Source organism: Pseudorhodobacter antarcticus, from assembly GCF_900110135.1.
GTDB lineage: Bacteria > Pseudomonadota > Alphaproteobacteria > Rhodobacterales > Rhodobacteraceae > Pseudorhodobacter > Pseudorhodobacter antarcticus.
This window is the reverse complement of sequence record NZ_FOCO01000013.1, coordinates 37,171-56,410: the sequence shown is the minus strand read 5'-3', so window position 1 is coordinate 56,410 and position 19,240 is coordinate 37,171. Positions and strand designations below refer to the sequence as shown.

20 protein-coding genes are annotated in these 19,240 nt (G+C 56.7%); 6 read left to right on the top strand and 14 right to left on the bottom strand.

Translation table 11 applies throughout. The features are described 5' to 3' along the window. Positions 1-32: 32 nt before the first annotated feature. From BMY36_RS08650 to BMY36_RS08615, 6 genes are all read right to left on the bottom strand, one after another. The gene (locus BMY36_RS08650) at positions 33-686 is read right to left on the bottom strand and encodes a protein-L-isoaspartate O-methyltransferase family protein (RefSeq protein WP_050518191.1); all 654 of its coding nucleotides are present in this window, start codon (positions 684-686) and stop codon (positions 33-35) included. 266 nt (positions 687-952) lie between these two features. Further along, positions 953-1,567, bottom strand: coding sequence for a glutathione S-transferase family protein (locus BMY36_RS08640; RefSeq protein WP_050518189.1), 615 nt, complete (start codon positions 1,565-1,567; stop codon positions 953-955). Between the two features lie 3 nt (positions 1,568-1,570). After that, positions 1,571-2,986, bottom strand: a complete 1,416-nt coding sequence (locus tag BMY36_RS08635) for an amidohydrolase (RefSeq protein WP_050518188.1) — start codon at positions 2,984-2,986, stop codon at positions 1,571-1,573. A 55-nt stretch (positions 2,987-3,041) separates the two neighbouring features. After that, positions 3,042-3,569 carry an isopentenyl-diphosphate Delta-isomerase gene (idi, locus tag BMY36_RS08630; RefSeq protein WP_050518187.1) on the bottom strand — a complete coding sequence of 176 codons (528 nt, stop codon included), beginning with the start codon at positions 3,567-3,569 and terminating at the stop codon, positions 3,042-3,044. After that, positions 3,560-4,450, bottom strand: a complete 891-nt coding sequence (gene hemF, locus BMY36_RS08625) for an oxygen-dependent coproporphyrinogen oxidase (protein WP_050518186.1) — start codon at positions 4,448-4,450, stop codon at positions 3,560-3,562. Before hemF ends, idi begins: the two co-directional genes overlap by 10 nt. Positions 4,451-5,473: 1,023 nt before the next feature. After that, positions 5,474-6,841: a phosphohexomutase domain-containing protein gene (locus BMY36_RS08615; protein WP_050518223.1), complete on the bottom strand. Its 1,368-nt coding sequence runs from the start codon at positions 6,839-6,841 to the stop codon at positions 5,474-5,476. 234 nt (positions 6,842-7,075) lie between these two features. On the opposite strand from BMY36_RS08615, the gene surE reads away from it, so the two are divergent. From surE to BMY36_RS08600, 3 genes are read left to right on the top strand one after another with little or no spacing between them, the layout of a single operon-like run. Beyond that, positions 7,076-7,861, top strand: coding sequence for a 5'/3'-nucleotidase SurE (surE, locus tag BMY36_RS08610; protein WP_050518184.1), 786 nt, complete (start codon positions 7,076-7,078; stop codon positions 7,859-7,861). An 11-nt stretch (positions 7,862-7,872) separates the two neighbouring features. Next, positions 7,873-8,526 (top strand): protein-L-isoaspartate(D-aspartate) O-methyltransferase, encoded by a 654-nt coding sequence (locus tag BMY36_RS08605; RefSeq protein ID WP_050518222.1) that lies wholly within the window; start codon positions 7,873-7,875, stop codon positions 8,524-8,526. A gap of 59 nt (positions 8,527-8,585) precedes the next feature. Continuing rightward, on the top strand, positions 8,586-9,773 hold the full coding sequence (locus tag BMY36_RS08600) for a LysM peptidoglycan-binding domain-containing M23 family metallopeptidase (protein ID WP_139193990.1): 1,188 nt from the start codon (positions 8,586-8,588) through the stop codon (positions 9,771-9,773). A gap of 29 nt (positions 9,774-9,802) precedes the next feature. Here BMY36_RS08600 and BMY36_RS08595 read toward each other — a convergent pair whose 3' ends face one another. Genes BMY36_RS08595 through tatA form a run of 4 tightly spaced genes read right to left on the bottom strand, consistent with a single transcriptional unit; the run spans position 9,803 to position 12,312 of the window. Continuing rightward, entirely contained in the window at positions 9,803-10,651 is an 849-nt protein-coding gene (locus BMY36_RS08595) for an ATP-binding protein (RefSeq protein WP_050518182.1), read from the bottom strand. Further along, positions 10,648-11,502 carry a twin-arginine translocase subunit TatC gene (gene tatC / locus BMY36_RS08590; RefSeq protein WP_050518181.1) on the bottom strand — a complete coding sequence of 285 codons (855 nt, stop codon included), beginning with the start codon at positions 11,500-11,502 and terminating at the stop codon, positions 10,648-10,650. Before tatC ends, BMY36_RS08595 begins: the two co-directional genes overlap by 4 nt. Beyond that, on the bottom strand, positions 11,499-12,077 hold the full coding sequence (gene tatB / locus BMY36_RS08585; protein ID WP_050518180.1) for a Sec-independent protein translocase protein TatB: 579 nt from the start codon (positions 12,075-12,077) through the stop codon (positions 11,499-11,501). The genes tatC and tatB overlap by 4 nt, the downstream gene beginning before the upstream one ends. A 25-nt stretch (positions 12,078-12,102) precedes the next feature. After that, positions 12,103-12,312 carry a twin-arginine translocase TatA/TatE family subunit gene (gene tatA, locus BMY36_RS08580; RefSeq protein WP_050518179.1) on the bottom strand — a complete coding sequence of 70 codons (210 nt, stop codon included), beginning with the start codon at positions 12,310-12,312 and terminating at the stop codon, positions 12,103-12,105. 149 nt (positions 12,313-12,461) lie between these two features. Here tatA and BMY36_RS08575 point away from each other — a divergent pair, with 149 nt between their 5' ends. Then, positions 12,462-12,827 (top strand): helix-turn-helix transcriptional regulator, encoded by a 366-nt coding sequence (locus tag BMY36_RS08575; protein WP_050518178.1) that lies wholly within the window; start codon positions 12,462-12,464, stop codon positions 12,825-12,827. A 15-nt stretch (positions 12,828-12,842) separates the two neighbouring features. Here the strand turns inward: BMY36_RS08575 and BMY36_RS08570 are convergent, their stop codons facing one another. The 4 genes from BMY36_RS08570 to BMY36_RS08555 all read right to left on the bottom strand — a co-directional run bounded on the left by BMY36_RS08570 (position 12,843) and on the right by BMY36_RS08555 (position 16,225). Continuing rightward, positions 12,843-13,925 (bottom strand): ABC transporter ATP-binding protein, encoded by a 1,083-nt coding sequence (locus tag BMY36_RS08570; RefSeq protein WP_050518177.1) that lies wholly within the window; start codon positions 13,923-13,925, stop codon positions 12,843-12,845. 74 nt (positions 13,926-13,999) lie between these two features. Then, a complete protein-coding gene (locus BMY36_RS08565) occupies positions 14,000-14,584 on the bottom strand; it encodes a histidine phosphatase family protein (protein WP_050518176.1) in 585 nt (194 codons plus the stop codon). Next, positions 14,581-15,201, bottom strand: a complete 621-nt coding sequence (locus BMY36_RS08560; protein WP_139193986.1) for a hypothetical protein — start codon at positions 15,199-15,201, stop codon at positions 14,581-14,583. The genes BMY36_RS08565 and BMY36_RS08560 overlap by 4 nt, the downstream gene beginning before the upstream one ends. A gap of 244 nt (positions 15,202-15,445) precedes the next feature. Continuing rightward, a complete protein-coding gene (locus BMY36_RS08555) occupies positions 15,446-16,225 on the bottom strand; it encodes an SDR family oxidoreductase (RefSeq protein ID WP_050518174.1) in 780 nt (259 codons plus the stop codon). A 338-nt stretch (positions 16,226-16,563) separates the two neighbouring features. Here BMY36_RS08555 and BMY36_RS08550 point away from each other — a divergent pair, with 338 nt between their 5' ends. Both BMY36_RS08550 and BMY36_RS08545 read left to right on the top strand, forming a co-directional pair. Continuing rightward, positions 16,564-17,481 carry a Hint domain-containing protein gene (locus BMY36_RS08550; RefSeq protein WP_050518221.1) on the top strand — a complete coding sequence of 306 codons (918 nt, stop codon included), beginning with the start codon at positions 16,564-16,566 and terminating at the stop codon, positions 17,479-17,481. A 45-nt stretch (positions 17,482-17,526) separates the two neighbouring features. Beyond that, positions 17,527-19,125, top strand: a complete 1,599-nt coding sequence (locus tag BMY36_RS08545) for a peptide chain release factor 3 (protein WP_050518173.1) — start codon at positions 17,527-17,529, stop codon at positions 19,123-19,125. Positions 19,126-19,240 lie beyond the last annotated feature (115 nt).

Sequence of the window (19,240 nt, the reverse complement as noted above, 5' to 3'; positions counted from 1 at the left end):
GGGCCGCGGCGTTACGCCCGGTCCTTGACTGCTTACAAAGCAAAAGCAGCCGTTTTGGTAAATCCTTGCAGCACGGGTGCCGACGCGTTGAACGCGTACCGCCATGTCACACCTTGTGGCCCCATGTGACCCACGCGGGCCACCCCAAGACGGCCTTCCATAAACACTGCACCAATACGCCCGCCCTGCTTTAGCTGCGCCAACAACGCGTCTGGCACCATTTCAACAGCGCCTTGGATCAAAATCACATCATAGGGGCCATGTTTGGCCGCGCCATCGGCCAAGCTGCCGGATATGACGGCCGCGTTGTCCACACCTTGCGCTGACAATCGGCCCTGCGCATCTTGCGCCATCGCCGGGTCTGCTTCTACAGCAACAACCGCCTCCGCCAACCGGGCTACCACGGCGGTCGAATACCCAAAGCCGCAGCCCAGATCCAACACCGCCTCATCCGGTTGCACATCAACCGCCTCTAGCAATTTTGCAAAACTGCGCGGTTCCAGAATAACCCGCCCCGCCGCGATTTTCAGGTTCTCGCCAATATATGCCGCCTCATGCTGCCCAGCCCCAACATACAGCTCGCGCGGCACTGTTAGCATCGCTTCGATGATCGGAAATTTGGTCACATCTGACGGGCGAACCTGTGTATCGACCATCACGGTCCGACGGGCGGAAAAATCGGTCATGGCTGAACTCATTGGTTTGGTTGCTGTTGGACCTTTGATGCCACAGAACCACTCCATGGGCAACCTGCAGCGCGTGCGGCGCATTAGGTTTTGTGGCGGCGTTTTGCACCCCACGCAGCCCATCGTCCAACCCCGTCAAGCGCGGCTGCGGCAAGGGGCATCGACATTTAATCGCCCCATGATTTGCGCCTGATAAGAGCGAACTGTGTGGCAAGGCCACGTTTAGACAAGCAGCCTTGGCGCATCAGCGCCCAGCGAACCCGATCCTAAATCCAATCATTCGCGCGCAGCTTCTTTACCGACGGCCGCGCACCCATTGCCGCAAAATGTGCGGCCAGACGCGGATAAGCGGCAATATCCACATTATCCCCTTCCAACCAAGTACAAGCGACATAAAGATAAGCATCGGCCAGACTGATGTGCGGACCCAATACAAACGGGGAAAACGCCACGTTTTCCTCAAGATATGTGCAGCTGGCTGCCATTGTTTGGGCGACTTTGGCGCGCATATCTGCATGACTTTCGGGCAGATCAGCCCAACGTGTGCCGCGCAGTTTATGTGCATGGTTCACATGCATGGTGGAGGCGATATAATACATCACCTCTCGCATCCGCGCGGCATTAAGCGCATCAGCGGGGGCCAACCCAGCCGCCGGTGCAAGCGTTGCGATGTATTCCAAAATGGCTCCGGTTTCTGTCAATATCCCGTCCGGCACGGTCAGGGCGGGCACGCGCCCTTTGGGGTTCACCGCCATATAGTCAGGCTTGGTTTGCGCCGCAGTCGCAAAATCAAGCACGATGGCATCATAGGCCAGACCCGCCTCCTCCAGCACCAAAGCCGCTGCAATCGAGATTGTGCCTTTGGCAATATAAAGCTGCATATTTTATCCTTTTACGGCGGGGATGGGCGGCATCACATCGTGGTCCAATGGGCAGATGTAAGGGGTCTTGGCAAGGTTGGCGGCGTGTTCGGATTGCGCTGCCGCTAGCAAATCCGGGTCCACGATCAGCGCGCGCGCGGTGGCCGCCATGATTTTGGCGGCGTGGATCATGCCTTTATGGGCGGCGGCCGATTTGCCTTGCGCGGTCAATTGCCAACTGTGAAACGGCGTCCCGATGGCACAAGTCGCAACATAGGCCTGCACCGTAGGCACGGCCCAACTAACATCGGTGACATCGGTGGATCCGGCCCCCGCAGGCGGCATATCGGCCAGCTTGACCACATAATCGGCCAACATCTTGCCCGGCACAACCGCCTTGCCTGACCTCCAGAACGTATCGGCGATATGCGCGTCCGTCAGCGTGGCTTGAATCGCCGCCGCAAAATCATGATCAGTTGCATCAAAATCAGGTGCGCCAATCGCAAAAATCTCAGCCTCCATCGCGCGTTCCAACACGGGCGATGACAGCATTGCGGATACGGCAGAAACCACTTTCGCTTCAACGCGGGTTTCGGTCATCAACGCGGCACCATCGCCAATTTTGCGCACCCGCCCGACCAATTCACGCAGGCCTGCGTTGCTGGATGCCCGGATCAACTGACGCACCGTGGCGCGGGCTTGCACCACATTCGGTGCCTCGCCGCCTGCATCCAGATAAGCGTAATGCACGCGCGCATCATCTGGCATATGTTCGCGCATGTAATTGACACCGACATTCATCAATTCCACCGCATCCAGCCCTGACCGACCAAGTTCCGGAGAGCCTGCTGCATGCGCCGCGCGGCCATGAAAGGTGAAATCAATCCGCATATTGGCCAGCGCACGGGGCGGCATAATTCCTGTGAAATCATTGGGATGCCAAGTGATTGCGGCGTCCACATCGGCAAACGATCCGGCCCGCACCATAAACGCTTTGGCGGCCCCGCCTTCTTCGGCCGGGCAACCGTAATAGCGCACGCGACCGGGACGACCCGTTTGCAGCAACCAATCGCGCAAGGCGACCGCGGCCAACATTGATGCTGATCCCAATAGATTATGGCCACAGCCGTGGCCTGCATAACCAAGCGGTTGTGGCTCTGCCACGCCAGGAACTTGCCCCAAGGCAGGCAGCGCATCATATTCGCCCAAAATCGCAATCACGGGACCACCAGCCCCCCATTCGCCCATCACTGCTGTCGGGATACCCGCCAAATTTTGCGTAATCCGCGCGCCCGATGCTTGCAATTGCGCCAAATGCGCAGCGCAGGATTGTGTTTCTGTATAGGCCACCTCGGGCGTGTCGAACACGCGGTCCGCAAGCGCTTTGAAATCGGCGGCATGTGCGTCGACCAACGGCCACATCTCATTTGCATTTTGCATTGTTGTCCCCCAATTGTTGGGGCAGCTTGCCGTGGCGCAAAAGCGATTTCCAGCCCTAAAGCTGTGCAGTTGTGCCAAAAATCTGAGTGCGGTGCTGGTCCAGATAAATTCGCAGCCACGGTGTGAAAGGCGCGGGATCCGCTGCGATTTCCGCCATCAGATCGGTAAGGGGCACCCAACGGGCGGCTTGCACCTCTTCGGGGTTTAACGCGGTTGGCAGCGACTGCGCCGTTTGGGCGGTGAACACTTGCACCAATTCATGTTCAATCAACCCACCGCCTACATCGGCGCGGTATTCCACCTCACCCACAGCGCGCAGATCAAGGCCTTTTATGCCCAATTCCTGCTCCAACCGTCTGTTGGCACAGCCCAAATCGTCCTCCCCCCAATGCGGATGGGTGCAGCAGGTGTTGGCCCACAGGCCTGGTGTGTGGTATTTTTCCGCTGCACGTTGCTGGATCAGCACGGCATCGCCACACAGCACAAATACCGATATCGCTTTGTGGCGCAGGCCGCGTTGATGCACGGCCAGCTTTTCAACGGGTTGCAAGACCCCGTCCAACCATGCGGGGATCAAATCCATTTGGCCAACGGTGGCAAGCTCATCAACACCGCGTTGGCGTCATGACCGGTGGCAAGGCCAAACTTGGTGCCACGGTCGTACACCAAATTATATTCTGCGTAGAGCCCGCGGTGGATTAACTGGGTGTCTTTGTCGGCATCGGTCCAAGCGGTATCGCGGCGCAGATCAATCAAAGGCACAAAAGCAGGCAAAAACGCCCGGCCAATATCTTGGGTCAGCGCGAAATCTGCGGCCCAATCGCCCGTATTGCGATCGTCCATGAAAATGCCACCAACACCACGCGCACGATTGCGGTGTGGGATGTAAAAATACTCATCCGCCCATTCTTTCAACTTTGGGTACAGATCATCGCCATGTGGGGCAAGATGGGCTTTTTGTGTGTCATGAAAATGCTGTGTGTCGGCCGCATATTCAATGCAGGGGTTTAGGTCCGACCCGCCGCCAAACCACCACGCATGCGGGGTCCAAAACATCCGAGTGTTCATGTGAACCGCTGGCGCATGTGGGTTTTGCATATGCGCGACAAGGCTGATGCCCGATGCCCAAAATCTGGGATCGCGGTCCATCCCTGGCACACCGCGTGCGGCCATTGCCTTTTGCGCTGGTGGGGCCAGCGCGCCATAAACGGTGGAGATGTTGACACCAACCTTTTCGAACACCCGGCCACTGCGCATCACCGACATCAAACCACCGCCCGCATCAGAACCATCCTCGGCGTCGCGTTTGGTGTTTGTTACCTCAAACCTACCCGCAGGCAGATGGGCGATGGGGCCAGCGGTTTGGCGATCTTCCAACGCTTCAAAGGCAGATACAATATCATCGCGCAGGGTTTTGAACCATGCGGCGGCGGTGTTACGTTCGTTTTCCAGCATCTCAGTCATTCGTAACCTCCCTCAACCTTGTGGTCTTTTAGCATTGCAGGGCGCGCGCGCCAAGGTTTCGGGACCACCGATTGCACCTAAATCGTGCGCATCAGGTGCCACGCGCGATGAAGATCATTCTGGATAACAAAGGTGTGGTGAACGATCCCTCGATCGACACGCGGTTCGCGCGTGATGTCGCTGTGATTTGAACCCACAATTGCAACAAGTTCGTGGCAACAGCGTTGTCCCGAAAGCGCGCGCGGCGAAAGTAAATTTGGCATCCGCCCGTTCTAGCCTGCGCAAGTGGGGCACAAAATTCTTCACATGCGCAGGCACAAAAGCGCTATCGTTTGTCATAAATTTCATCTGCCCACCAGCAACGGCTGCCTTATCAGCGGTTTGCAAATCTGCAAAATCCACCGCCTCAGCACGAATCGACATGGCAGAACCGGGACACGCAATGCCCGAATGAATTCCCTAGGCTGAGGTCACAAGGTTATTGCCACCGTCAGGCATTGCCGCTTCGAGCAATCCGCTGGCCGCGATGATCGCCATGCGCATTGCTGCATGCGAAATAACGGATACATCTTATAAGATATTGAAACATATGGCATCTATGTTTTGTAGTGGGCTGGGTCCAAGCCGCTAAGAGCGATCATTTCACGCCCAAGATACAACATTATTATCAGAAAAGTTGCGCAGCCAGCAAAGCACCTCACTCTGCAGAGCCATATTGATTTTGAACATTGGCCGCGTGTCGCGCGATAGGGTGGTCAAACCCCGCCGTCATCGCATGCTGCACCCGCGCCTTTGCGCGCTAAACGTCAAAGGCATGATGGGCACCTTTTGGCATCCTTTTTTATGCTTGATCAGCAAAGCTGCTGCCCCTGCTTCGGGTGTATATCTGATGTTCATCAGTGTTTGTGACTGCAAAAACTGATTGATTGGGACGCCGCCCAATCCATTTGCGTTCTAACCAGCATGGCGGCGCCAAAACCAATTCCGCAAACGCGATATTTGATGTCAGCCCAATCCCTGAACTTACCTTTGGATCAGTCCGCGCAGGCGCGCCACGGCATTGGCAAGTTTTACAGGATCACCACGCGATTCTACGTTCAGCCGCAGCAAGGTTTCGGTGTTGGATGTTCGCAAGTTCAACCGCCAATCCCCCATGTCCAAGGACAATCCATCTGTGTCGTCACGCGCAATCACCTGCCCCGCCAAATCGGCCAAAACACGGTCCCGCGCGCCTGCCGGGTCATCGCTGTGAAAGTTAATCTCACCCGACGATGGGAACGCCGCCATCCGCGCGCTGACCAAATCGGCCAAGGAAACGCCCCGCCGCGACATCAATTCAACAATCAAAAGCCAAGGGATCATCCCGCTGTCGCAGCAGGCAAAATCGCGGAAATAGTGATGCGCCGACATCTCGCCACCATAGACGGCACCAGTATCGCGCATGGCTTGTTTAAGGTACGCGTGGCCCGTGCGCGCCATCAACGGGGTGCCGCCCAAACGGGTCACAACATCAACCGTATTCCACAAAACGCGGGGGTCATGGATAATTTTCGCGCCGGGTTCCTTGGCCAAAAACACCTCTGCCAGCAGCCCGACGATGTATTCGCCCGGCACAAAGCGGCCCAGATGATCAAACAAGAAACAGCGATCAAAATCACCGTCCCACGCGATGCCAAGGTCCGCGCCCGCCGCCAGCACGGCGTTTGCAGTCATCGGTTGATTTTCGGGCAGCAACGGATTGGGAATACCGTTGGGAAAGCTGCCATCCGGTTCGTGGTTCAGACAGATGAATGATAGGGGCGCGCGACGTTTTGACAGCGCTGTTGCCAATTCATCAAACGTGGGACCAGCCGCCCCGTTGCCCGCATTGACCAGAATTTTCATGGGGCGCAGGGCAGTGACATCGATAAAGGACAACACGGCACGCACATAGGCCCCGCGCGCTGCTTTGGCTGGCCGCACCTCGCCGCCCGGTTTTTCGGGCGCAAAATTGCCTGCTTCGGCCAATGCCCTGATCGCATGCATATCCGTTCCGGGGTCCAAAGGGCGCGAGCCTTTGCCGACCAGCTTCATCCCATTGTAATCCATCGGATTGTGTGAGGCAGTCACTTCAATACCACCGTCCGCCTCAAAATAGCTGGTGGCGTGATACATTTCTTCGGTACCGCACAGTCCAAGGTCCAACACCTCCACCCCCGCCTTTACCAGCCCGGTTTTGACTGCCGCGATCAATTCTGCCGATGATTGGCGTGGATCATGCCCAACGACAACGCGCTCCGCCCCCAAAACTTGGGCAAAAGCACGCGCAATACGTTCGGCAATCTCTGCGTTCAGCTCTGCCCCCAGCCGGCCGCGAATATCATAGGCCTTGAAGCAGGTCAGCGCGGTCATCATCTTCTCCGGTATATTGTCGGCGGCGGGTTTTCCTTTTCAAACCACAGCTTTCCCTGCGCGCCAAGCGTAAACCCAAAGACTTTGGCGACAAAATGCACCCCCCGTTTCCTGATCCGCATAAACCGTGCCAAAATCGACCTATTCCGCACGGTTTACACATCAATCCCGGCTTGCGCACTTTACCGGGGCGCACGCCTCGTCTAATCAAGTACACAAGATATAGGGGGCAACATGCGCATTTTGGTGACGAACGATGACGGGATCAACGCGCCGGGCCTAGAGGTGTTGCTGGAGATCGCGCATGAGATCGCGGGCGATCAGGGCGAAGTGTGGACCGTGGCCCCTGCGTTTGAACAATCCGGCGTTGGCCATTGCATCAGCTATACCCACCCGATGATGATTGCGGAATTGGGGCCAAGGCGGTTTGCAGCAGAGGGAAGCCCGGCCGATTGTGTGCTGGCTGGGATTTATGACGTGATGACGCATGGCCGCCCTGATTTGGTGCTGTCTGGGGTGAACCGAGGCAATAATGCGGGGCAAAACGTGCTGTATTCAGGCACGATTGGGGGCGCGATGGAGGCGGCGCTGCAAGGCATTCCAGCAATTGCGCTGTCGCAGTTTTTGGGCCCGCGCACGCAGCCGCTTGATGATCCGTTTGAAGGCGCGCGGGTGCATGGTGCAAGCGTTGTGCGTGCTTTGCTGGACAAAGGGCTATGGGACACGAATGATGATTACCAGTTGTTTTACAATATCAATTTTCCGCCCTGCCCCGCCGCAGATGTAAAAGGCAGCCAAGTGGTGGCCCAAGGCTGGCGGCCCGGCACCTATTTCGGGGTGGAGCCGCACCACGCGCCAAACGGGCGACGTTTTTTGTGGATTAAAGGTGGCGCGCAAGCGGTAGACAGTGGGCCCGGAACGGACGTGCGTGCAAATATGGAAGATTACATCGCGATCACGCCGATGCGCGCGGATCTGACTGCGCATGATCGCCTAGCCGACCTTGCGGCGCGACTGTAATGACCACAGGCATGCCAGAGGACGCGGATGATCTGGCTGAACGCAAGATGCGGTTCCTTTTTGCGCTGCGGTCCAAAGGCGTGACCGACGCTCGTGTGTTGACCGCGATGGAACGGGTGGACCGGGGGCATTTCATCAAGGGTTTGTTTGCGGACCGCACCTATGAGGATATGCCCCTGCCCATCGCCTGTGGTCAAACCATCAGCCAGCCGTCTGTCGTGGGTTTGATGACACAAGCGTTGAATGTGCAGCCCCGCGACACTGTGCTGGAGGTGGGAACGGGGTCCGGCTATCAGGCGGCCATACTCGCGCAGCTTGCCCGCCGCGTGTATACTGTTGACCGCCACCGCCGCTTGGTGCGCGAAGCGTCCGAAGTGTTTCGCGCCCTGAACCTGACCAATATCACCGTCTTTGCCGCCGATGGCAGTTTCGGTTTGCCCGATCAAGGCCCGTTTGACCGCATTTTGGTAACCGCCGCTGCCGAGGATCCACCCGGCCCCCTCTTGGCGCAAATGAAAATTGGGGGTATCATGGTTGTGCCCGTTGGACAGTCCGATGCCGTCCAAAGTTTGATAAAAGTGACGCGCCTTGAAAAAGGTTATGACTACGAAGAGCTTCGGCCAGTGCGTTTTGTGCCGCTGATAGAAGGTCTTGGTGCCGACTGAACCCTGTAAACCAACCCGTACCGGGGCCAACCCGGACGAACCCTGTGAGGCCCAGCATGATGACCCGATTTTCCAGATTTTTGACTCTTGGTGTCGCCATTGGGGCGTTGACGGCCTGCATGCCAAGTGGTGGCCTTGATTGGGATATGCGCGGTTTAACGGGCGGGGCCTTGGACACAGCAGATGCTGCGCGCGGGGCCACGCAAAACCGCCCAAGCCCGGACAGCCGCGGCGTTATTGCCTATCCCGGCTATCAGGTTGCTTTGGCGCGGCGCGGCGACACGGTGCGCAGCGTAGCGGACCGGCTGGGAATGAACGGGGAAGAGTTGGGCCGTTACAACGCGTTGACGCCTGACAGCCTGCTGCGCGACGGCGAAGTGTTAGCCCTGCCCCGCCGCGTTGATGCAGCCCCGTTGATCGGCACAGCGCCCCAATCTGGTGCGATTTCAGGTGGTACAATTGCCCCCGCACCGATCGAAGTTACCTCAATCGCATCTGGTGCGCTGGACCGGGTCGGGACCGTCAGCACGCCACGTCCCGCTGTGGCAGCGCCCAGCAGCAGCGCAGAACAGCCAGGCCGCCACCGCGTTCAGCGCGGCGAAACGGTCTATTCCATTGCACGCACTTATGGGGTCAGCGTCAAAGCGTTGGCCGATTGGAACACTTTGGGCGCGAACCTTGACCTGCGCGAAGGCCAGTATTTGCTGATCCCGGTTGTCAATGGCACCCCCCCAGCACCCTCAACCAGCACAAACGCGCCCGGCACGGCATCGGCCACGCCTGTACCACCGTCGGCCGCAAAACCGTTGCCTGCTGAGGTGACGCAGCCAGCTGCGGCCAAACCAAAAGAGACCCCAGCCTCGCCTGATTTGGGGGCAACCCGCACCGCAGCGTCCGCCAGCGCCTTTGTCATGCCCGTGGATGGCAAAATCATTCGGCCTTTCGTCAAAGGCAAAAGTGATGGTATTGATATTAGCGCGCCTGCCGGGGCCAAAGTCCGGGCGGCAGGTGCGGGAGAGGTCATGGCGATTTCACAAGGCACCGACAAAGTACCTATTTTGCTGATGCGTCATGCCAGCAATCTTGTGTCCATCTATGCCGGAGTCGATGGGATCAAAGTGAAAAAGGGCGATAAAGTCAAAAAGGGTCAAACGATTGGCGTTGTTCACAACGCGAACCCGTCGTTCCTGCACTTTGAAATTCGCCGTGGTGTTGAGGTGATCGACCCTATGTCGATGCTGCAATGATCGCAAACGGTGGGTGGTATTTGGCAGACCTAGCCTGAAACCACCCGCCCATGCCGTGCCGCCAAATCAGTAAAAAACTGCCAAGCCACCCTGCCAGAACGTGACCCGCGTGTTGCCTGCCATTCGATCGCTTGGGCGCGCAGGCTGGCGGGCTCCACCACCAAGCCATGTGCGGCGCAGTAGCCGTCGATCATGGCCAAATACTCATCTTGCGTGCATGGATGGAAGCCAAGCCACAGACCAAAACGATCCGACAGCGACACCTTCTCCTCTACCGCCTCGCCTGGGCTGATGGCTGTTGATCGTTCATTTTCAATCATATCGCGTGGCATCAAATGGCGGCGGTTTGAGGTGGCGTAAAAGATCACATTGTCAGGGCGGCCTTCGATACCGCCGTCCAAGACAGCCTTCAAGGATTTATAATGCGTGTCGTCATGGCTGAATGACAGATCGTCGCAAAACAGGATGAAGCGCCGATCTTGGGCTGCGCGCAAATGCCGAAGCAAAGCTGTGACCGACGGCAAATCCTCACGGCTGAGTTCGACCAAAATCAACGGATGCTTTGCGTGAACATCTGCGTGTATCGCTTTGACAAGGCTAGATTTTCCCATACCGCGCGCGCCCCACAAAAGGGCATTGTTGGCAGGCAAACCTTTGGCAAAATGCACGGTGTTTTCATGCAAGATATCGCGGGCGCGGTTGATGCCCACCAGCAATGACAGGTCAACCCGCGATACGTTCACAACCGGGTCCAAACGGTCGGGGGCTGTGTGCCATATGAACGCACCGGCCACGTCAAAATTAGGTGCGGGTTGCGGGCGCGGGCTGATCCGTTCCAATGCCTCCGCAATGCGGACCAAGGCGGCGCTGTCGATCATCTGACCTCCTCGCCGGTGTCATCCTCATCATAGTCGTCATCGACCCACAGGCCTTGGGCTCGCAACTCGGCTTCACGCTTTTTTTCCACCCGGCGCACCAGAAGGATCGAAATTTCATAAAGACCATAGACGACGACGAACAAAATAAGCTGCGTGATGACATCAGGGGGCGTAACCACGGCGGCCAGCAACAAAATGGCGACCACAGCGTATTTGCGCACAGAGCCAAGGCCACGCGCCGAAACCAGCCCCGCCTTGCCCATCAACGTCAGCAAAACAGGCAATTGAAAACAAATCCCAAAGGCGAGGATGAATTTGGTGGTCAGCGCCAAATACTCTTCCATCGAACCTTGGAACAAAACCCCTGCGGTGCCTTCGGCCACATCGCCCACCGTGGGCGTCATTTGTTGAAACCCAAGGAAGAAGTCAAAGGCCAGCGGCAGAATGGCGTAATACGCAAAAGCAGCGCCCAAAGTGAACATAATAGGCGAGGCGATAAGGAACGGAAAAAACGCGCCTTTTTCATTTTTGTACAGACCGGGTGCCACAAAGCGCCACAGCTGAAACGCAATTACGGGAAACGACAAAATAAAGCCACCAAAAAGTGAAATGCGGATTGCCACAAAGAACCCCTCTTGCAGCTTGATCAGCACAAGACCGCAATCTTGACTGCGGTCAGCAAGGGCGGCGCAAATCGGATGCGTCAGGAAGTTGAAGATCTGGTTCCAAACCGTGAAACACAGCACCATCCCGACCAAAAATGCGGCCACCGAATAGATTAGCCGATTGCGCAATTCGGCCAAATGTTCAATCAGCGGGGCCGAACTTTCGTCAATATCATCAACGCTCATGCGTCACTCTTTTTTACACTAGGTTTCTTGGGGGATGGTTTTTTAGATTGCGGCTTGTCAGACACAGCAGCATCCTTGGCTTTTGGTGCCGCTTTGCGCGCAGCTTTTGGCTTGGCCGCTGGGGCGTCTTGGGGCACAGCGGGGGCGGCAAGTTCAGCGCGCTTTGCCGCTTGCGCCGCAGCCAAGGCTTGGGTTGCCGGGCCTTTTGTTGTTTCAGCCTTGAGCGCTTCGGTTTTTGCAATCACAGGCTTTGGGGCTGATGGATCCACTTTTGGGGCTGCAGTCTTGGTGGATTTCAACGGATCCCACGCTTCAAACTTGCTGGCAGCGTCTTTGACCGCATCCAGCCCCATCGACTTTGCCGATGTGGCTTTGCGCAAATCCGCGGCCATGTCCTTGACCCCTGATTCATCAGCAGCACTGTCCATCGCGCGGCTAAATTCGCGCGCCATGCCTTTTGCCTTGGCAGTAAAACGGCCAAGCGTCCGAAACATTTCGGGCAAGTCCTTGGGGCCGATCACGATCAGCGCCACAATCCCGATCACCATTAATTCGGTCCAACCGATATCAAACATGGGTGTATTCCCCCGCGCGCGGCGATCAGACCTTGTCTTTTTCCGCTGGCGTCACGTCGACAGCACCATCGGCCTTTTTGTCCAGCTCGTCAGTTTCTTCCTTCACGCCCTTTTTGAAGGCTGTTATGCCTTTGCCAACTTCGCCCATCAAGGCCGACACTTTGCCACGGCCAAACAGCACAAGGACGACGACAGCGATCAAAAGAAGGCCCGGAATACCGATATTGTTCAACATTTGCCTAATCTCCCAAAAGGACCACAAAAGTGACCCGACACATTACACTTAGCGTTTAAGACCATTAAACACCCGATCAAAGGGGGATTATGCTTTACCCACCCGGCTGCTGACAGTATTTTGTCAGTTGAAGCGAGGCGGGAGCCAGTATGAGCCGCGATCAACGTATTTTTGAGCTGATCCAGCGGATGCGCGATGGGCGGTTGCACACGGCGGCGGAATTGGGAGCTATTGTCGGGGTTTCGACGCGCACCATTTGGCGCGATATGGCGATGATGGCGGCAACGGGCATCCCGGTGGAGGGCGAGCGGGGTTTGGGCTACATTCTGCGGTCGCCACTAGTCCTGCCGCCCCTAATGTTGACTGCCGAGGAGTTGGAAGCGCTGCTGGAAGGTCTGGCGCGTGTCAGTGAGGATGCAGGACAACTGGGCAAATCCGCGCGGGCTGTCCGCTTCAAAATCACAACATTGCTGCCGCAAGCAGGCCTTGCCCCTGACCCCGATGATTTAGCTTAAGGTTAAAGCCGCGACTTAGGCTTTGAACACAAAACAACGATCACGGCGGATCATCAGCCACAATGGGGTGCCCAGCTTGGGCAAAAACACCCCCGGCACTGCGGCTGTCAGCTTGGATCCATCAAAATCCATCGAAAAATCCACAAGGCTTTCATGGCCCAAGAACCGCGCCCGCGACACAACACCCCGGGCGGCTGTGCCGTCTTGCATGGTTGGGTTGGGGCCGCGGCCTGCCCGATCAAAGTCGATTTTCAAATGCTGCGGGCGAATGACAATTTCCACCTTGCCCCCATCATTATGGCCGGGCGTCAAAAATGCACCAAAGGGTGTTTCCGTCAGCGCACCTTTGGATACGCCTTCGATTACATTGATATCACTGAAAAAAGCAGCGGCAGCACGGTCTGCGGGCGCATTGTAGATGTTATAGGGGGACCCGCGCTGCACGATCCGACCATCGCGCATCAGCGCAATCTCATCGGCCATGCGCAACGCCTCATCAGGTTCATGGGTCACCAACAGCACCGCCGCGCCCTCTTCTTTCAGCACCTCCAGCGTGGTGTCGCGGATACCGTCACGCAAACGATTGTCTAGCCCAGAAAACGGCTCGTCCATCAGCATGATACGCGGACGTGGTGCCAAAGCGCGGGCCAAGGCCACGCGCTGCTGTTCGCCCCCCGACAACTCATGCGGGTGCTTCAAGCCAAAACCTGAGAGATTGACACGCTCCAACAACTCGCCCACGCGGATTGCGTTTTGGGCCTTGTCACCTTTCAAGCCGAAAGCCACGTTTTTGGCTACAGTCAGATGCGGGAAAAGGGCAAAATCTTGGAACATCATGCCCACGCCCCGCGCCTCGGGCGGCAGATGGCGGGTCGCGTCGCAGACGACCTCGCCATCAATCTGAACCGTGCCACTGTCCGCCATTTCAACGCCTGCGATCATCCGCAAAGTGGTGGACTTGCCGCACCCTGATGGGCCAAGCAAACATGTCACTTGCCCCGCAGCGACCGTCAAAGACAGGTCCGAAACCACAGGGCGCGGGCCGAATTGTCGATTCAGGTTGGTGACCTGTAAGCGAAGATGTGCTGGGGGGGGCATAGCTGGGCGCCGACCTTACCTTATTAATTCCATCGGGAATGGGGTAGCAGGCGCAAGACCGGGGAGCAAGGCGTTCACTTTGCCGCAGCGGTTTCCAGCGCCTGCCAAGATTGGGCGGGTCTGAAACCGTCAATCTGTGACAAACCCGCCCAAAAGCTGCCGCAGCGTTGCTGATCCATTGCGCGGCTGATGGGGGTTTTGGTCAAGGCGCACCACAAAAAGCTGCCCACTGCGCCGTGGCCAACAAACAACAACCTGCCGGACACTTCGGCAAGCACCTCTCCATAAGCTTTTGCTATGCGCTTTTGTGCTGCGTTGGCGGATTCCCATCCTTCGGGTCCGTTGGTCCGGTTGGCGAACAATGCATTCGCCAAACTTTCGTGGCGGTCATGCGGAACATAGCCTGTCGTGCTGCGATCTAGTTCGCCCATATCGGGATGTGTGTGCAGCGGCAGATTGAAGGCATTGGACAAAACCTCGGCCGTTTGCTGTGCTTTCGCCTCTGGCGAGGCGATGATGCGCCAGCCGCGCCCTGGCCACCCCCGCGCCACCGCAGCCAAAAGGCGGCGGCGCCCCTGATCGGACAAATCCCATTCCGAAACGGGGGTTTGTGGGTCAATCTTCACCTCTGGATGGGATAGGTAAAGGATATCCGTCATCGGGGTTGATCGCTGTAAAAGCGGATGATGTCGCGGCGGGTTTTGCCCAGCACGAAGTCGGACCAAATCAGCGTGCGTCCTTTTGGATCAGTGACGCGGGCACCGTCGGGCAAAGCCAATAATGCCTCCGGTTTAATTTCCACCCCACAAAGCGTCACGGCGATAAGCCCGGCCCGGCGCGCCCGAACCCAAGGCAGAAATGCCCAAAGATAACTGACGGCATTGACCCGAGACATAAACTCGGTCGGGAATTTAACGGCAAGCCTGTTTGGAATGGCGGCCACAGTGCTTTGGGCGGCCCAACTCATAAAGCGTTCATCAGCGATCATGGGTCGGAATGACAGGTCTTGCAGCTGTGTCCAAAGCGCGAGGAATTTTGCTGCTATCTGGTGATGATGCTTGGGATGAAATGCCACGAGCGATGAATTTCCGCGCGCATATTTGCGCCCCTTTGTCCGGCGCCAAAAAAAACGGCCGACAGCCCCCAACGGCACAATGGCACTTTGCAACAACATCAATCCATCCGGCGTTGGCAACAGATCGACAATCCGCGACAGATCACCAGATACGACCGTATCAAGATCAATATATAACGCTGGAAAATCCTCGGCCAGCACGCCTTTTTCAAACATTGCAAGTTTGGCCTGGCAGCCGGACGCCAAAAACAATGGTGTCAGCCAAAACTGCGGGATCATGCGCAGTTCGGCACGCGCATCAAGCCCCGGACGGACGCGATCAGACAACAGCACAAAGCGGGGCTGGCGGTTTGTGTGCTTGGCAATGGCCGCAATCAGGCGGTTAACGAGGGCGACATCATATTTGTCGCCCCACAAAAACATCACGCATTGCCAAGCGAGGCCGTCAGATGGTTGCATTGACCGCGCCACCATCCAACAAAATGTTCTGGCCGACGATAAAACCGGCCTTGTTGGAACACAAAAAGGCACAGGCCGCGCCAAATTCAGCCGCCGTGCCATAACGGCGGGCAGGGATTGTCGCCTCGCGTTGCTTTCGGGCGGCGGGAATATCAATCCCTTGGGCCTTTGCTACCCCCCCATCAAGACTTATGGCACGGTCCGTATCATGAATCCCCGGCAGCAGATTGTTGATTGTGACGCCGTGTTCGGCCACTTGGCGCGCGGTGCCCGCGACAAAACCAGTCAGCCCGGCGCGCGCAGCGTTGGACAGCCCAAGCTGCGGAATAGGGGCCTTTACCGAACCCGATGTGATGTTGACCACCCTGCCCCATTTGCGTGCGATCATTCCCGGCATCAGGGCTTGCATCAACGCAATCGGCGTCAACATGTTGCCATCCAATGCCTTGATGAAATCATCGCGCGACCAATCGGACCAAAGGCCGGGTGGCGGGCCACCAGCGTTCGTCACCAAAATATCAACATCGGGGGCGGCTGCCAGCACGGCCGCGCGGCCTGCATCGGTGGTGATGTCGGCCGCGACGGCGGTGACGGTAACGCCGTATTGGGACCGCAAAAAGACCGCTGTCGCCTCTAGCGCCTCAGCGCCGCGGGCATTGATGATCAAGTTCACACCTGCCTCTGCCAATGCCTCAGCGCAGCCTCGGCCTAGGCCCTTTGACGCCGCACAAACCAGCGCGGTTTTGCCTTTGATGCCTAAATCCATATCTTGCCCCTTTTTGATTGCCCCTTTCAGCTATCAGCGACAACGAAAAAGGGAAAGGGTTGACGGCATATCGCGCCAACGGCTCCCCGCAGTATTTTGCCTGCTTAAGAAGCATTGGGCATTAGGTTGCGGCAGAGTTTAGGCCGTTGTGCAAACTTTATGAAGGAACTGGTGGAAGCATCAAGGATTTGCTAATCATAACAAAGGATCATCGCGGCGGTGATCGAAACATAGTTGCCAACGAACTGGATTTTGCTTTGTCTCCTGCTGCTTCCATCCCCTCACAAATTTGCGAAGTTTTCGGAACCACCGATATTTTTGTAACAATCGGCGTGAACATGGGCGATGGCATGGGCGCGCTTGACGACGCCTGCCTTGGCGACATCTATGAACTCTCCACCGATGCATCGGCACAAAAGATGATCCTGAAACGTGACGGTGATCTGCAAACAGTCGCCGATGATAGCGATGTTGGCCGCCCCGGCGCTGTGGTGCGATTGGCTGCCAGATTTACGATGATGGCACCTGATGGTGACAAAGTGGAACTGTTGGCGCTGACCAGCGATGAGACAGACGAATACTGGCTGCTGCCGCTGTCGCCTATTGGCGTGCAAATCGAATATACTTTGGTTCAAATGGCGCAACCCGCCCCAGAGGAACGGTTGATGGACCTTTTGTGCATTTCATTTGCACGCGGCACCCTAATTACCTTGGGCGATGGCAGCCAACGCACGATTGAAGCGTTGACAGCGGGTGACAAAATTTTAACACGCAACAATGGCCCACAAGAGTTGCGCTGGGTCGGGCATGTGACGCTGCGCGCGGTTGGTGCCTATGCCCCTGTGGTCATTTCGACCGGCGTTATGGGAAACGCGAGCGACCTTATTGTCAGCCAGCATCACCGCATGTTTCTGTACCAAAGACGTCGTGCCCAAGGGTCATTAAAATCCGAAATTTTGGTGCAGGCGAAACATTTGGTCGACGGTGATAAAATTTTTCTACGCGAGGGCGGCTTTGTCGATTACTTCAGCTTGGTTTTTGACAGCCATGAGATCATCTATGCTGAGGGGATACCCGCAGAAAGCCTGTTGGTGAGTGAGGCGACAGTCTCGCGCTTGCCACCAGAACTTGCTGCCGAAGTGGCAGAACGGTTCCCCGGACTAAGTCAAAACCAACATTTTGGGGTCGAGGCGGGACCGTTGGATGTTGCGGCCTTGCGGCGCGATGCATCAAAACGCGGCACTGGCGGGTGTTGATTGGCACCCGTTGCGAACTGTATAAATAGCGGATATGTGGCAGTAATGCTGGACAACCGCCCCCCCCTTCCGCCCGAAATCGCCCGACGTCGGACCTTTGCGATCATCGCACACCCGGACGCTGGCAAAACCACGTTGACCGAAAAGTTCTTGCTGTTTGGCGGGGCTATTCAAATGGCTGGGCAAGTGCGCGCCAAAGGTGAAGCACGGCGCACCCGGTCAGATTTTATTAAGATGGAACAGGAACGCGGAATTTCGGTTTCCGCCTCTGCTATGTCATTTGATTTCAAGGAATTTCGGTTCAACTTGGTGGACACGCCCGGTCACTCTGATTTCTCCGAAGATACCTATCGCACCCTGACAGCCGTAGACGCAGCCGTTATGGTCATCGACGGGGCCAAAGGCGTAGAAAGCCAGACACGCAAACTGTTTGAGGTGTGTCGCCTGCGCGACCTGCCAATCTTGACATTTTGCAATAAGATGGACCGCGAAGCCCGCGATACCTTTGAAATTATTGATGAGATTCAAGAGAATCTGGCGATTGATGTGAGCCCCGCAAGTTGGCCAATTGGGTCAGGCCGCGATTTCTTGGGGTGCTATGATATTCTGAATGACCGCCTTGAATTGATGGACCGCGCGGACCGTAACCGCGTCGTAGAAACCATCGAGATTAAGGGCCTTGGTGATCCCAAACTAGCCCAACATATTCCCGCCGCAATGCTCGCAAAGCTGCGTGAGGAGTTGGAGATGGCGCGTGAATTGCTACCGCCCTTGAACCGCGAGGCGTTGCTGAATGGGTCCATGACTCCGATTTGGTTCGGATCTGCAATCAACTCCTTCGGTGTTAAAGAATTGATGGATGGGATCGGCAAGTTTGGGCCAGAACCCCAACCCCAGCCGACCGCCGAACGCAAGGTCGCACCCGAAGAAACAGCGGTCACGGGTGTTGTGTTCAAGGTGCAGGCCAATATGGACCCAAAGCACCGCGACCGTGTGGCCTTTGTGCGCCTTGCATCTGGTCATTTTGAACGGGGCATGAAGCTGCACCATGTGCGCAGCAAAAAAATTATGGCCATAAGCAACCCCGTGCTGTTTTTGGCCGCTGACCGCGAATTGGCGGAGGAAGCTTGGGCCGGGGATATCATTGGCATCCCAAACCACGGCCAGTTGCGCATCGGTGACGCCTTGACCCAAGGCGAGGCGCTGCGATTCACTGGAATACCATCATTCGCACCCGAGCTGTTGCAAGGGGTGCGCGCAGGCGATCCTATGAAGGCCAAGCATTTGGAAAAGGCGCTATTGCAATTTGCCGAGGAGGGCGCTGCCAAAGTGTTCAAACCTGCAATTGGCTCTGGCTATATCGTTGGCGTGGTGGGGGCATTGCAGTTTGACGTTTTGGCCAGCCGGATCGAGCAGGAATATTCCCTACCTGTTCGGTTTGAGCCGTCTCAGTTCACGTCTGCCCGGTGGGTGCGGGGGCCAAAGGCGGAAATGGAGAAATTCATGTCCGTCAACAAAGGCCACATCGCACAAGACAGCGATGGCGACACGGTGTTTTTGACCCGCCTTCAGTGGGATATTGATCGGATCATCCGGGATTATCCAGAATTAAAACTGACCGCGACCAAGGAAATGATGGTTTAAAGCCGTGATCTTAGGGTCACGGCCCCCTCAATATTCCAGCCAATTGTTTCCTTTTCATAGACAGTTGGGAACTTGAACCACATCTTGTGTCAGAGGATAACATAGCGATTGCGGC

What these genes read in the sequence shown, in the direction of transcription:
- BMY36_RS08555 (WP_050518174.1), bottom strand. Translation starts at nt 16,225, where the DNA reads ATGGATTTAGGCATCAAAGGCAAAACCGCGCTGGTTTGTGCGGCGTCA.
- tatA (WP_050518179.1), bottom strand. Translation starts at nt 12,312, where the DNA reads ATGTTGAACAATATCGGTATTCCGGGCCTTCTTTTGATCGCTGTCGTC.
- surE (WP_050518184.1), top strand. Translation starts at nt 7,076, where the DNA reads ATGCGCATTTTGGTGACGAACGATGACGGGATCAACGCGCCGGGCCTA.
- BMY36_RS08650 (WP_050518191.1), bottom strand. Translation starts at nt 686, where the DNA reads ATGACCGATTTTTCCGCCCGTCGGACCGTGATGGTCGATACACAGGTT.
- BMY36_RS08595 (WP_050518182.1), bottom strand. Translation starts at nt 10,651, where the DNA reads ATGATCGACAGCGCCGCCTTGGTCCGCATTGCGGAGGCATTGGAACGG.
- tatB (WP_050518180.1), bottom strand. Translation starts at nt 12,077, where the DNA reads ATGTTTGATATCGGTTGGACCGAATTAATGGTGATCGGGATTGTGGCG.
- BMY36_RS08605 (WP_050518222.1), top strand. Translation starts at nt 7,873, where the DNA reads ATGCCAGAGGACGCGGATGATCTGGCTGAACGCAAGATGCGGTTCCTT.
- tatC (WP_050518181.1), bottom strand. Translation starts at nt 11,502, where the DNA reads ATGAGCGTTGATGATATTGACGAAAGTTCGGCCCCGCTGATTGAACAT.
- BMY36_RS08575 (WP_050518178.1), top strand. Translation starts at nt 12,462, where the DNA reads ATGAGCCGCGATCAACGTATTTTTGAGCTGATCCAGCGGATGCGCGAT.
- BMY36_RS08545 (WP_050518173.1), top strand. Translation starts at nt 17,527, where the DNA reads ATGCTGGACAACCGCCCCCCCCTTCCGCCCGAAATCGCCCGACGTCGG.
- BMY36_RS08550 (WP_050518221.1), top strand. Translation starts at nt 16,564, where the DNA reads ATGGGCGATGGCATGGGCGCGCTTGACGACGCCTGCCTTGGCGACATC.
- BMY36_RS08640 (WP_050518189.1), bottom strand. Translation starts at nt 1,567, where the DNA reads ATGCAGCTTTATATTGCCAAAGGCACAATCTCGATTGCAGCGGCTTTG.
- idi (WP_050518187.1), bottom strand. Translation starts at nt 3,569, where the DNA reads ATGGATTTGATCCCCGCATGGTTGGACGGGGTCTTGCAACCCGTTGAA.
- hemF (WP_050518186.1), bottom strand. Translation starts at nt 4,450, where the DNA reads ATGACTGAGATGCTGGAAAACGAACGTAACACCGCCGCCGCATGGTTC.
- BMY36_RS08570 (WP_050518177.1), bottom strand. Translation starts at nt 13,925, where the DNA reads ATGCCCCCCCCAGCACATCTTCGCTTACAGGTCACCAACCTGAATCGA.
- BMY36_RS08615 (WP_050518223.1), bottom strand. Translation starts at nt 6,841, where the DNA reads ATGACCGCGCTGACCTGCTTCAAGGCCTATGATATTCGCGGCCGGCTG.
- BMY36_RS08565 (WP_050518176.1), bottom strand. Translation starts at nt 14,584, where the DNA reads ATGACGGATATCCTTTACCTATCCCATCCAGAGGTGAAGATTGACCCA.
- BMY36_RS08600 (WP_139193990.1), top strand. Translation starts at nt 8,586, where the DNA reads ATGACCCGATTTTCCAGATTTTTGACTCTTGGTGTCGCCATTGGGGCG.
- BMY36_RS08635 (WP_050518188.1), bottom strand. Translation starts at nt 2,986, where the DNA reads ATGCAAAATGCAAATGAGATGTGGCCGTTGGTCGACGCACATGCCGCC.